The organism is uncultured Clostridium sp. (genome assembly GCF_910588715.1).
In the GTDB taxonomy this organism is placed as follows: domain Bacteria; phylum Bacillota; class Clostridia; order Clostridiales; family Clostridiaceae; genus Clostridium.
Genome location: NZ_CAJURG010000001.1, coordinates 301,102 through 314,784 on the forward strand (window position 1 = coordinate 301,102; position 13,683 = coordinate 314,784).

The following is a 13,683-nucleotide window of genomic DNA, read 5'->3' on the forward strand; positions in this document are numbered from 1 at the left end:
TAAAACACTACAAAATATCTTATCTTATATTTTGATATTTTGTAGTGTATTTTATTTTGAATAAATAACACAGATTAAACAAAAAATAATTATACAAGCAGTAGAAAGGATAGATAAGCATGTTGAATACTAATAAACCAGTTATAGTTATAAGTAAATGTTTAGGATTTGATAATTGTAGATATAATGGAAGTATTGAACAAAATGAATTTATAGAAAAGCTAAGTAAATATGTTGAAGTTATACCTGTTTGTCCTGAAGTAGAATGCGGCTTGACTATTCCAAGGGAATCTACAAGAATAGTTGAAATAAATGATAGAAAGGAACTTATTCAATCTAAAGATAATAAAATTATAACAGAAGATATGAGAAATTTTTCTGAGGAGTTTTTAAATAAGTTAAGTATTGTTGATGGTTTTATATTGAAATGCAAATCGCCTTCTTGTGGAGTTAAAGATGCTAAAGTATATAAAACTTTAGAAAGAGGGAGAGCTATAAGACATGAAAAGAGTCTTTTTGCTGAAGCTATTTTAAATCATTTTCCTAATATACCTATAGAAGATGATGGAAGATTAACAAATTTTAAAATACGTGAGCATTTTTTAGTTAGAATTTTTATTTTATGTGATTTTAGAAATGCTAAATATAAACTTGATTTTGAAGAACTCAAAAAATTTCATTTAAGAAATACTTTATTGTTTTTATCTTATAGTCAAAAGTATTCTAAAATACTTGATGAATTTATTTATAAAGATAAAATAGATAATTTAGAATCATTATTTAAAGAATATGAATTTTATCTTTATAGGTTGTTAGAAAAAGCACCTAGATACACTTCTAATATTAATGTTTTATTGAAATCATTAGATCAATTTAGTGATAGAATAACAGCTGATGAAATGCAATTTATTTGGAGTACAATAGATAAATATAAAAATGGATATGTACCATTTTCTGTACCTCTTTATCTAGTTAAGAGCTATATTATTAGATTTGATCTTAACCATTTAGTTGATCAGACATTTTTTATCCCATATCCTGAAGATTTAGTTCTTGTTAATGATTCAGGTAAATTAATTCATTAACAAAAAAATAATTATAATTTAATTTTTAAAAGTCTTTATTAAAATTTCAGCATAATTTATGCTGAAATTTTAATTTGATAAATAAATTTATATATCAAATCATATAAATATTCTGTGAATTAATTTTATATAAGGAGATATATTTTGAGAGCAAAAAGTGCATTAAGAAACTTTATAATGTGGGCAAGCCTTGCATTTATAGTTAACTTATTTATTTATTTTATTTTTGGTGAAAGTTATGGGCTTGAATTTCTAGGAGGATACATAATTGAATTAAGTTTAAGTGTTGATAATTTATTTTTATTTCTAATTATATTTACATCTTTTAATATTACGATTCAATATCAAAAAAGAGTTCTTACTTATGGAATTATAGGAGCTATAATATTAAGATTTATATTTATTTTTTTAGGTGTAACTATAGTTAATAAATTTCACTGGGTTTTATATATATTTGGATTATTTTTAATATGTAGTGGATTAAAGATATTATTAAATAAGGAAGAAGAGGCCGACTTTTCTAAAAGTAAAATTTTAAATATTATGAGACGTTTAATTCCAGTTACTGATGAATTACATCATGAAAAGTTTTTTGTTAGAATTAATGGCATATTATACGCCACTCCTTTATTGTTAATTTTAGTTTTGATTGAAAGTTCAGATATAATATTTGCATTAGATTCTATTCCAGCAATTTTTTCAATTACTACTAATCCGTATATAGTTTATACTTCTAATATATTTGCGATTTTAGGGTTAAGAAGCCTTTATTTTTTACTTGCAAAATTAAACAGTATGTTTAGTTATATAAAATATGGAGTAGCATTTATTTTAATGTTTACAGGAATAAAATTATTTATAGCATTCTTTGGTATTAATATTTCAACTTTAATTTCTTTATTAATTATTGCTATTATTTTATTAAGTAGTATTTTATTTTCATTAATACTAAGTAATTAATTATAATATTTAGAATATTATAAATTGAAAAAACAATAAACTGTATTATATAAAACTCTATAGGGAGGTAATACCTTTTGAGTGATGCGCTAGACTTACTTATTTATCTTGATGAGGCATTAACTAAGAATTTAAATTCGTTAGTTATAGATGGATATATTGAAAAAAGAACCTCTAAATTTATAGAAGATAGAACCTTAAATGCAAAGACAGGAACCGAAGGTAGTAACCAACATTATGGTGAAGATAGATGTGTAAGAGATGAACGTGATGGATATAAGGGTAAAAATTTTACTGAAGCTGATACTATAACAACTGTAAATAGAGATAATCAATCATTAGAAGGCAGAAGATTTGTTAGACGTGAAGAAGAGCTAACTAGGATATATACAACATTTGAAATACATCAGCAATTAATTAAAGGCTTAAGTCAATCTAATTTAATTAAAGAATTTGATGGTAATAGTTATTCTAGTTATAATATAAATCCAGGTGATTATGTTAAATTAAGCGGAAAAATATCAAATGAATCTATAGTATCTTATATTGACAGCTTATCTAATTTATTATCTTGTATTGGAACAGATAATCTTAATTCTTATTGTCAAACATTAAAAAGTACTAATAGTTCATTTGTAAACTATGACACTATGTATAAACAAATTAATTATTTACACTCACTTTTAACTAATAATAATAGTCAAGATATGATTGTAAAATGTGGAAATAAAGATGTTGTATTAACAGTTAATAATAATAATTTTATTAGTACTTATGCTAATATTTATGATAGTGCTGATTGTCCATGTACCATAATTGGTAAGGTTATTAGAAAGTGTAGTAATAATGAGGCAATTCATTTATTAAGAAAGTCTGGTCAAGCTAATTTCTATGAAAACTTTTTAGAATGTTGTTCGCCTCTTATGGAAAATATAGAAATGTCTGGATTACATTTACCTGAAAAACCTAGATTTAAAGTTCCAGGAGAATCATTACTTTTAATTCCTATTAGTATGTTAATTTGAAATTATATAAAATTACTAATTATAAGTTAAATATAATATATTTTAATATATTATATTTATAAAGGAATGAGAAAAATGATAAAACCTAAACCATTACAGATAGGAGATAAAGTAGGAATAATAGCTCCTGCAAGTCCAATTGATATAAATTTAATTAATAAATGTATAGATTCTTTAAGTTCTTTGGGCTTAGATGTAAAAGTAGGAGAAAGCTGTACTTCAGAATATGGATTTTTATCAGGCACTGATGAAATAAGAGCAAAAGATGTAAATCTTATGTTTGCAGATAAAAGCATAAAAGGTATTTTTGCATTACGTGGTGGTTATGGATGTGCTAGATTGTTAAATTTTATAGATTTTAAATTAATAAAAAAAAATCCTAAAATTTTTATTGGATATAGCGATATTACAGCTCTTCATATTGCTATAAATCAAAAAAGCAATCTTATCACCTATCATGGACCGATGATAGCAAGTGAGCTAATAAAGGGATTAGATGATTACAGTAATAATTATTATAAAAAATTTATTTTTAATTATTACAATAATGAAGAAATTTTAAATCCTGAAGGAATTAATCTTGAAGTTATTAATACAGGCATAACTTCTGGAAAACTTATTGGTGGAAATTTATCTTTAATTTGTTCCTCTTTAGGAACGGATTATGAAATAGATACAAAAAATAAAATATTATTTATAGAAGAAATAGATGAACCTCCTTATAAAATTGATAGAATGTTTACTCAATTAAAACAAGCAAGAAAATTTAAAGATGCTAATGGAATAATTTTAGGATCTTTTAATAATTGTGAAGCTAAAGATAATAAAAAAAGCTTATCTTTAAAAGAAGTTTTTAATGAAATTCTTTTACCTCTAAATAAACCTATCATTAGTAATTTAGTTTGTGGACATTGTATGCCTACATTAACTTTACCTTTAGGAGCTAAAATTCTAATTGATGCAAATAATAAAAAAATTAATATAATTGGCAAGTAAAAATTAAAATAAACAAGAGTTATATTACTCTTGTTTATTTTAATTTTATAAGTTATTTTAAATTTTTTATTATCTTTGTTTTAATATAAAATCAACTATCTTCATATATAAGTTTAAAGCTTCTGTTTCTGATAAATTTTTCAAAGTATGTGTACAATTTTGTAAAGTATATAATTCAAAATTATTATTATATTTTATGGAAGCTTCATATAATTTTAAAGAGCTTTCATATGGAATAATATCATCCTTTAAACTATGTATAATAAGGGTGTCTGGTAATTTGCTTGTTATATACTCGATAGGACTAAATTCTTTAGATAAACTTTCTATACTATCATTTGTAAGATTATCAGTTATATTTTTTGGGGCAATTGATAAGTTTATTTCACTTAATTTAGATGGCCCAAACAAATCAACTATATATTTTACTTTAGATGAATATGATTTTAAAGAATAATCTCCTATAAATTCATCATCATCCGAGAAAGCGGCCATCATACAAAGGTGAGCTCCAGCAGAAGGTCCTATCATTCCTATATTATTTGTATCAAAATTATATTTATCTTTATTCTTATATATCCATCTAATAGTATCTTTAACATCTGATATTTGATCTTTTAATATAATTTCATTATTCATTAATTCATATGAAGTGCTTATTACTGCATAACCTTCATTTTTAAGTAAATCAATAATTGGCTCTATAGCAGAGGGGATAACTTTATCACCATACATCCACCCGTTTCCAAATACATATATAATTACAGGTGATGGTGTATTTATTTCTTTATTTTTATAAATATCTAGAGTAATTTCTTTATTATTTCTTGTTTTATACACAACATCTTTATATGTAACATCTTTAATTGGTTCATTATAAAAGTTACTTGATATGGTAGGTAAACTATTTCTTAGTTTTATAATTTCAAATAAAAATTTAAATTGCTTAATTTGACAAAATGAAATAATAAAAATTATTATTATACTTATTGAAGTAATAAATAATATTCCTTTTTTTCTTTTCATATTTACCTCCTAAAATTTTATTTATACTTGAATTATTGACAAATTAAAAATTTGATAATCAAAAATATAATTTTATTATTTTAAATATTATTGGCTTTTTTAACGAATAATGTTACAATATTTAAGAAAAATATACATATTAAAGGAGTTGTTTTCTATGGAAAAATACAAACAAGAGTTTATAGAGTTTATGGTAAAAAGTAATGTTTTAAGATTTGGAGAATTCGTTACTAAAAGTGGACGTCAAACACCTTTTTTTATTAATACAGGAAACTATACTACAGGAGAACAACTTGAAAAATTAGGTGAATTTTATGCTAAAACTATTAATGAACATATTAGTTCAGATATAGATGTATTATTCGGTCCAGCATATAAAGGAATTCCATTAACTGTTACTACAGCTATATCAATGAACAAATTATACAAATCAAATGTTGAATATTGTTCTAATAGAAAAGAGGTTAAAGATCACGGAGAAGGTGGTATTTTACTTGGAGCTAAATTAGATAATAAAAAAAGAGTTGTGATAGTTGAAGATGTTATGACGGCAGGAACTTCAATTTATGAAACAGCACCTATATTAAAAGCTCAAGGTGACGTTGAAATTGCGGGATTAGTTATATCAGTTGATAGAATGGAAAAAGGTAAAGGAGAAAAATCGGCACAAGCTGAAATTAAAGATACCTTTGGAATTACAACTTATTCAATAGTTACAATGGCTGAAGTTGTGGAGTATTTATATAATAGAGAAATTGATGGAATAATATATATTGATGATAAGATAAAATCTAATATAAATGAATACTATAAAAAGTATGGTGTTTAAAAAAAATAAGTCTTACCTTAATTGGTAAGACTTATTTTTAATACATAGCTTTAATGAAATATTTTTCCTTTTCAAAGGAATTAACAATTCTCTCAATATGCTCATGACCATTAGTTTCAACAGTAACCTCTAATAATACATTGTGTATTCTATTAATAGCTTTGAATTGATTATGTTCAAGCTTTACTACATTTGCATTTTCTTTTGCTAATATTTCTGATATTTTTAATAATTCTCCAGGAACATTTTTAAGTTCTACAGCAAAACAAAATAATCTACCTTTAGAAACAAGTCCATTATTTATTAGTTTTGAGATTGTAATCATATCGATATTACCACCACTTAATATGCAGCAGACTTTTTTATTTTTTACTTTTAATTTTTTAAGTGCCGCTAATGTTACTACTCCCGAAGCTTCAACCACTAATTTATGTTTTTCAACTAATAAAAGAAATGCATCTACAATGTCACTTTCTGAAACTGTTATAATTTTATCTACATATTCTTTAATTATTTCAAAAGTTATATTACCAGGAGTTTTTACTGCAATACCATCAGCAATAGTATTAACTGTTTCTAATGTACAAATTTTATTTTTTTTAACACTTAAATCCATTGATGCAGCTTCTTCAGCTTGTACTCCAATTATTTTTATATTTGGATTTAAAGATTTAGCAGCAATACTTATACCAGAAATTAAACCTCCACCGCCAATTGGAACAACTATATAATCTAAGTCATTAATTTCTTCAAATATTTCAAGAGCAATTGTTCCTTGTCCATAAATTACATTTTTATCGTTAAAAGGATGTATAAAAACTTTTCCGTCCTCTTCTTCAATTTTTTTTGCTTTAACAAAGGCATCATCATAACATTTTCCGTGAAGTATTATATTACCTCCATAATTTTTAGTAGATTCAATTTTTAAATATGGAGTAGTTTTAGGCATTACTATGCTAGAATTTACACCCATTAATGCAGCTGCATAAGCAACTCCTTGAGCATGATTTCCTGCCGATGAACAAATGACCCCCCTAGATTTTTCTTCTTCAGTTAATGATATAATTTTATTTAAAGCACCTCTAATTTTATATGCTCCTGTTATTTGAAGATTTTCGCATTTCATATATACATTATTATTACTAGCTTTGCTAAATATATCACTATATAATAACGGAGTTTTAATAACCACATTTTTTATATTTTTTCTTGCTTCTTTAATTTTTTCTAAACTCATCAAATTCTCTCCCATCATTTCAATTAACTATTTTTTCCAATATATATTATCATAAAAATATATATTTATAAAATTAAATTTAATTATTTATATTTAAGATAAATATAAACTATAAATATTTAGTTGTATTAATTAATTATAAACTATATAATTACCTTGAATATTAATAGACGGAGTGAATAAAATGGAAGAAAGATTACAAAAATATATGGCTAGATGTGGTGTTGCTTCAAGAAGAAAGTGTGAAGAAATAATCTTAGATGGTCAAATAAAAGTAAATGGTTTAGTTATAACAGAAGTTGGAACTAAAATTAATCCAGAAAAAGATATTGTAGAATATAATAATAATGTTATAAAGGTAGAAGAAAAAAAAGTTTATATAATGCTTAATAAACCAGAAGGATATATAACTTCTGTTAAAGATGAAAAGGGTAGAAAAACAGTATTAGATATAGTTAATGTTAAAGAAAGAATATATCCTATAGGACGATTAGATTATGATAGCTCTGGACTTTTAATATTAACTAATGATGGTAGTATTTATAATAATATAATTCATCCTAGGGTATCTATAAATAAAACTTATATTGCTGTATGTAAAGGAAAGTTTTCTGAAAGTGATATTAAACATTTTAAAAAAGGAATAGATATAGGAGGATATATTACTGCTGAAGCAAATATTGATATAATTTCTGAAGAAAGTAAATTTAATAAGAAAAAAAATTGCAATGAAGTTTTATCAACTGTTGAAATAACAATACATGAAGGCAAAAATAGACAAATAAGAAGAATGTGTTCTTCTTTAAATCATGAGGTAATTAGTCTTAAAAGAGTTGCAATAGGAAATATAAAGTTAGGATATTTAAAAAAAGGTGAATGGAGAGAATTAACAAATAGTGAATTAGAATATATTAAAGGATTATAGGAGTTATTTTATGTTTAAATATGTTTCAGATGTTAGTATATTATCACACAATATTATTAAGGAATATGTAAAAAATAAAAATGTTGCTATTGATGCAACCTTAGGCAATGGATATGATTGTGATTTTCTATCTTCATGTTTTAAAAAAGTATATGCATTTGAAATCCAAAAAGAAGCTTGTGAAAAATACATAGATAAAAATAATAATGTAATAATAATAAATGAATCTCATCATAAAATAGATAAATTTATTAATGAAGAAGTGGATTGTGTATGCTATAATCTTGGATATTTACCAGGCGGTAATAAAGAAATAACAACACTTGCAGAAACTAGTCTTAAGAGTATACAACTATCTTTAAACTTATTATCTAAAAATGGAATAATATCTATAGCAATTTATAGAGGGCATAATGAAGGTATGGAAGAAAAAAATTGCATTATTAAATATTTAAAGACTTTACCTAAAAATAGCTTTGGTGTTATGATACATGAATGTATAAATAGATCAGAGAAATCTCCTTTACTAATTATAGTAGAAAAGAAATAATTTTTATTAGAATTAGTACTTTAAAAATCTTGCATTTTTTAAAGTATTAACATTGATTAAATTTATAAATAGTGTTAAACTTATTTAAGTTAATTAAATGGGAGCGTATGATAATGGAACAAAGTATTAATGATGAATCAAAGGACTTAATGAAGTTAATTCAAATTAGATTTGCAAGATTAAGTAAGGGGCAAAAATTAATTGCTGAATATATATTAAAAAATTATGATAAAGCTGCATTTATGACAGCCGCTAAGCTCGGAACTTCTGTTGGTGTTTCGGAATCAACAGTAGTAAGATTTGCAATAGAATTAGGTTTCTCTGGATATCCTAAACTTCAAAAGTCTCTTCAAGAATTAATAAAAAATAAATTAACAACAGTTCAAAGATTAGAATTATCTAGTGATTATATAACTGAAGGTCATACCTTAAAAGGTGTTTTAAAGGCAGATATGGAAAATATAAGATCTACAATGGAAAAAATTGATTATAACACATTTGAAGATGTAGTTAATAATATTTTTTCAGCTAAAAGGATTTATATAATAGGTCTTAGAAGTTCAATGGCACTTGCAGAATTTTTAGGATTTTATTTAAATATCATTTTACAAAATGTAAAAACTGTAGGATACGGTATTTCTGATATCTTTGAACAAATGATAAATGTTGGTGAGGGTGATTTAGTAATAGGAATTGGATTTCCACGTTATGCAAGTAGAACAATAGATGCATTAGCATTTGCACAAGATAGAGGAGCGACAGTTGTGTCTTTAACAGATAGCTTTTTATCTCCTTTAGCAAGTAGAGCTGATTATGCATTAATAGCTCAAAGTAATATGGCATCATTTGTTGATTCTTTAGTTGCACCTTTATCTGTAATAAATGCTTTAATAATAGCTGTTGGAATGAGAGAAAAAGAAAGTATATCATCTACATTTAATAGTTTAGAGGAGATCTGGCAAGAATATAATGTCTATTCTTATAATAATAGAAATGTAGGAGATGATTAAATATTCTATTTAATAAAAGGAATTAACAAATAAAATGTTAATTCCTTTAGTTATTATAAATAATATTTAGGAGGAATTTTAATGTCAAAGGTTATTGTGATAGGGGCTGGACCAGCAGGAATTATGTCTGCAATAACAGCATCTAAAAAACATGAAGTTATTCTTTTAGATGGTAATGATCGAATTGGTAAAAAGCTTTTTATAACAGGGAAAGGCAGATGTAATGTTACAAATGCCAAAGATATAAGTGAATTTTTTGATTATATTTATGGAAATCCTCATTTTTTATATAGTTCACTTTATTCATTTACAAATGAAGATACTATAAATTTTTTTGAAAATCAAGGAATTAAACTGAAAACAGAACGTGGTGGAAGAATATTTCCATCATCTGATAAATCCTCTGATATTATAAAAGGATTATTTAATGAATTAAAATCTAATAATGTTCAAATTAAACTTAATTCTAAGGTTACTAATATTTTATATGAAAATAATAAAATATTAGGAGTGGAAATTAATAGTTCTCAAAGGATACTAGGAGATTATTTCATTATTGCTACTGGCGGAGCATCTTATCCTTTAACAGGTTCTACTGGTGATGGATATAAATTTGCAAAAAAGCTTGGACATAGCATAATTGATTTAAAGCCATCATTAGTTCCAATTGAATTAAATGAAAAATGGTTAAAAGAAGTAATGGGATTATCTCTTAAAAATATCTCATTAAGTATTTTAAAAAATAATAAAATTATATATAAAGAACAAGGTGAAATGTTATTTACAAGTTATGGAATGTCTGGCCCTTTAGTATTAAAAGCTTCTAGGTTTATAAAAAGTGATTTTGATTACATAGCAATATTAGATTTAAAACCTGCTTTAGAAATCAATGAACTTGATAAAAGAATTCAAAAAGATTTTTTAAAGTACCAAAATAAAGAATTTAAAAATTCTTTAAATGATTTATTACCTCAAAAAATTATTCCTCTAATAATTAAATTAAGTGGGATTTCAGAAAATAAAAAAGTAAATGTTATAACAAAAGAAGAAAGAAAAAATCTTGTATATGTAATAAAAAATATAAAAATGAATATTAAGGGTTTAAGACCTATAGATGAAGCAATAGTAACAGCTGGTGGAGTTAATACACTTGAAATTGATCCATCTACTATGAAATCAAGGGTGATTAAAAATTTATCATTTGCGGGTGAAGTTATAGATGTAGATGCATTTACTGGTGGATATAATGTTCAAATAGCATTATCAACAGGTTATATTGCTGGAAATAATCTTTAAAAACAATAAATTCTATTATTTTCTTAAAGATTGTTATATTTAAAATTTAATTATATAATTAATAGGAACATAATATATGTATTTTTGAAAGGTGGAAAAAAATATAATGAAAATATCAGTAGCGATAGATGGTCCTGCTGGAGCAGGTAAAAGTACAATAGCTAAATTAGTCGGTAAAAAATTTGATTTAATGTATATAAATACTGGAGCAATGTATAGAGCTGTAGCTTTATTAGCTAAAAGAAATAATATAGATACTACTAATGTTGAAAAGTTAATATCTATGATAGACGATATGGATATGCGTTTTGAAAATGATGATTTAATATTAGATAATATAAATATTCAAAATGAAATAACAATGCCGGAAATAAGTGAAATAGTTTCTGATTATGCTTCTATTCCTGAAGTAAGAAGAAAACTTGTTTTTTTACAGAGAAAAATGTCTGAAAAATATAATGTTATCATGGATGGTAGGGATATTGGAACTGTAGTTTTAAAAAATTCAAGATTTAAATTTTTCTTAACTGCATCAGCAGAAGAAAGAGCAAGAAGAAGATATAATGAACTTATAAATAGAGGTTTAGATGTTAATTATGATAAGCTTTTAGAGGATATAATAAAAAGAGATCATATTGATAGTACTCGTGCAGTTGATCCATTAAGAAAAGCTGATGATGCTATAGAAATTGATAGTTCTAATTATAACATTAATGAAGTTACTGAAATAATTTGTAATTTTATAGAAAATGATTTACAATAGATTTAAGAGAATTAAAAAATAAAATATGCAGGAGAAAATTTATGAATGTATTATTAGCTGAAAATGCTGGCTTTTGTTTTGGTGTTAAAAGAGCAGTAGAAGAGGCAATAAAGACTCAAAAAAATTTTAATAAAAAAATATATACTTTAGGTCCATTAATACATAATGGTGATGTAGTAAAATATTTAGAAGAAAATAATATATATTCTATAGATATAGATAATATAGATACTTTAAATAAGGGAGATGTTATTTTAATAAGGTCTCATGGTATATCTAAAGAAACATTTGATTATTTAAATGAAAAGGAATTAACTGTTATAAATGCAACATGTCCTTTTGTAACTAATATTCAAAAAAAGGTTAATAAATTTTCAAATGAAGGATATAAAATTGTTATCCTTGGTGATGAAAATCATCCCGAAGTTATTGGTATTAATGGATGGTGTAATAATGACGCTATAATTACCAATGATGGTAGTTTTAAAAGTAAATTACCTAATAAAGTTTGTGTAGTTTCACAAACTACAGAAAAAGAAGAAAATTGGGACAAAACAATTAATAATTTATCTAAGGAATCAATTAAGGATTTAAAATCATTTAATACGATTTGTGCTGCAACTGAAGAAAGACAAAAGAGTGTTTATGATTTATCAAAAAAAGTTGATTTTATGATTGTTATAGGTGGTAAACATAGTTCAAATACAACTAAGTTATATCAAATAGCAAAAGAAAGTTGTGAAAATACAATTCATATAGAAAATGCTAGTGAACTACCTAAAGATATATTAGAAAATAAAAACTTTGAAAGCATTGGTATAACAGCTGGAGCTTCAACTCCAGATTGGATTATAAAGGAAGTAATTAATATTGTGGAGGGATTGTAAAATGGAAGAACAATTATTATTAATGAATGAAATGGACAGACGTTTTAAAATTGGTGATGAAATTGAAGGAGAAATACTTTCAATAAAGGATGGTCAATTACAGATATCTTTAGTAGGATATAAATCTGATGGTGTAATTCCATTTAAGGAACTTACATCTGAAGATAAACTAAATTCGTTATTGGAAAGCTTAAATGTTGGAGATAAAATAAAAGCTAAAGTAATAAAATTAAAAAATGAAGATAACTATGTAGTTTTATCTAGATTAGAATATGAAAAGGAAGAAACATTAAATAAATTAGAAGAATTATTTAATAGTAAATCTGAACTTAACGTTGTTGTTAAAGAAGTTAAAGAAAAGGGATTAGTATCTTACTATAATGGTATTAGAATTTTTATACCAGCCTCTCAAATAGATACAAAGTATGTGGAAGATAAAGAAAGCTTAGTTGGGACTACTTTAACTGTAAGATTAATAGATTTTTCAAGAGATAACCTTTCTAAAATAGTTGCATCAAGAAGAGTTATATTAGAAGAAATTAAGGCTGAAAAAGAAAAACTGATTTGGGATTCTTTACATGAAGGAGATATTGTTAAAGCTGAAATTAAGAGATTTACTAAATTTGGAGCCTTTGCTGAAATTAATGGAATCGATGGCTTAATTCATTTATCTCAACTTTCATGGAAACATGTTAATTCTTGTGAAGAAATATTAAATATTGGTGATGTTGTGGATGTTAAGATTTTAAGCTTAGATAAAGAACAAAAGAAATTATCTTTAAGCATAAAAGCTTTAACTCCAGAACCATGGAGTGTAGTAAATGAAAAATATTCTGTTAATTCGGCTGTTTTAGGTAAAGTAGTTAGAATTAATGATTTTGGGGCATTTGTGGAATTAGAACCAGGAATTGATGGTTTAGTTCATATTTCTAAAATAAGCCATGATCATATTAAGCATCCTTCTGAAGTATTAAAAATTAACGAAGAAGTAAAATGTATAATTTTAAGCATTGATTCAGAAACAAAAAGAATTGCATTAAGTATAAAAGATGCACAATAATTTTAAAAATAATAAAAAGATTACACATATATAA

The 13,683-nt window shown here is 24.6% G+C and carries 12 protein-coding genes and 1 pseudogene; 11 read left to right on the forward strand and 2 right to left on the reverse strand.

Annotation, left to right across the window (positions count from 1 at the left end):
- The first annotated feature begins 119 nt into the window (after positions 1–119).
- The 4 genes from QZ321_RS01515 (at position 120) to QZ321_RS01530 (ending at position 4,066) form a co-directional block, all read left to right on the forward strand.
- On the forward strand, positions 120–1,085 hold the full coding sequence (locus QZ321_RS01515; RefSeq protein WP_291750140.1) for a DUF523 and DUF1722 domain-containing protein: 966 nt from the start codon (positions 120–122) through the stop codon (positions 1,083–1,085).
- A 144-nt stretch (positions 1,086–1,229) separates the two neighbouring features.
- Positions 1,230–2,045, forward strand: coding sequence for a TerC/Alx family metal homeostasis membrane protein (locus QZ321_RS01520; RefSeq protein ID WP_291750142.1), 816 nt, complete (start codon positions 1,230–1,232; stop codon positions 2,043–2,045).
- Between the two features lie 77 nt (positions 2,046–2,122).
- Positions 2,123–3,070 carry a hypothetical protein gene (locus QZ321_RS01525; RefSeq protein ID WP_291743414.1) on the forward strand — a complete coding sequence of 316 codons (948 nt, stop codon included), beginning with the start codon at positions 2,123–2,125 and terminating at the stop codon, positions 3,068–3,070.
- 75 nt (positions 3,071–3,145) lie between these two features.
- Positions 3,146–4,066: an LD-carboxypeptidase gene (locus tag QZ321_RS01530; RefSeq protein WP_291750144.1), complete on the forward strand. Its 921-nt coding sequence runs from the start codon at positions 3,146–3,148 to the stop codon at positions 4,064–4,066.
- Positions 4,067–4,135: 69 nt separating this feature from the next.
- On the opposite strand, the gene QZ321_RS01535 is transcribed toward QZ321_RS01530, so the two are convergent.
- Positions 4,136–5,092, reverse strand: a complete 957-nt coding sequence (locus tag QZ321_RS01535; RefSeq protein WP_291750148.1) for a prolyl oligopeptidase family serine peptidase — start codon at positions 5,090–5,092, stop codon at positions 4,136–4,138.
- 157 nt (positions 5,093–5,249) lie between these two features.
- Between QZ321_RS01535 and pyrE the strand changes: the two genes are divergently transcribed.
- Positions 5,250–5,921: an orotate phosphoribosyltransferase gene (gene pyrE, locus QZ321_RS01540; protein WP_291750152.1), complete on the forward strand. Its 672-nt coding sequence runs from the start codon at positions 5,250–5,252 to the stop codon at positions 5,919–5,921.
- 37 nt (positions 5,922–5,958) lie between these two features.
- Here the strand turns inward: pyrE and ilvA are convergent, their stop codons facing one another.
- Positions 5,959–7,158: a threonine ammonia-lyase gene (gene ilvA / locus QZ321_RS01545; protein WP_291750155.1), complete on the reverse strand. Its 1,200-nt coding sequence runs from the start codon at positions 7,156–7,158 to the stop codon at positions 5,959–5,961.
- A gap of 184 nt (positions 7,159–7,342) precedes the next feature.
- Here ilvA and QZ321_RS01550 point away from each other — a divergent pair, with 184 nt between their 5' ends.
- From QZ321_RS01550 to QZ321_RS01575, 6 genes and pseudogenes are all read left to right on the forward strand, one after another.
- Positions 7,343–8,083 carry a pseudouridine synthase gene (locus tag QZ321_RS01550; protein WP_291750158.1) on the forward strand — a complete coding sequence of 247 codons (741 nt, stop codon included), beginning with the start codon at positions 7,343–7,345 and terminating at the stop codon, positions 8,081–8,083.
- Positions 8,084–8,093: 10 nt separating this feature from the next.
- On the forward strand, positions 8,094–8,633 hold the full coding sequence (locus tag QZ321_RS01555) for a class I SAM-dependent methyltransferase (RefSeq protein ID WP_291750161.1): 540 nt from the start codon (positions 8,094–8,096) through the stop codon (positions 8,631–8,633).
- Between the two features lie 113 nt (positions 8,634–8,746).
- A complete protein-coding gene (locus QZ321_RS01560; protein ID WP_291741866.1) occupies positions 8,747–9,643 on the forward strand; it encodes a MurR/RpiR family transcriptional regulator in 897 nt (298 codons plus the stop codon).
- A gap of 81 nt (positions 9,644–9,724) precedes the next feature.
- The gene (locus tag QZ321_RS01565; protein ID WP_291750164.1) at positions 9,725–10,939 is read left to right on the forward strand and encodes an NAD(P)/FAD-dependent oxidoreductase; all 1,215 of its coding nucleotides are present in this window, start codon (positions 9,725–9,727) and stop codon (positions 10,937–10,939) included.
- A gap of 106 nt (positions 10,940–11,045) precedes the next feature.
- Positions 11,046–11,702 carry a (d)CMP kinase gene (gene cmk / locus QZ321_RS01570; protein ID WP_291741871.1) on the forward strand — a complete coding sequence of 219 codons (657 nt, stop codon included), beginning with the start codon at positions 11,046–11,048 and terminating at the stop codon, positions 11,700–11,702.
- Positions 11,703–11,743: 41 nt separating this feature from the next.
- Positions 11,744–13,649, forward strand: a pseudogene (locus QZ321_RS01575) (bifunctional 4-hydroxy-3-methylbut-2-enyl diphosphate reductase/30S ribosomal protein S1).
- The last annotated feature ends 34 nt before the right edge of the window (positions 13,650–13,683 follow it).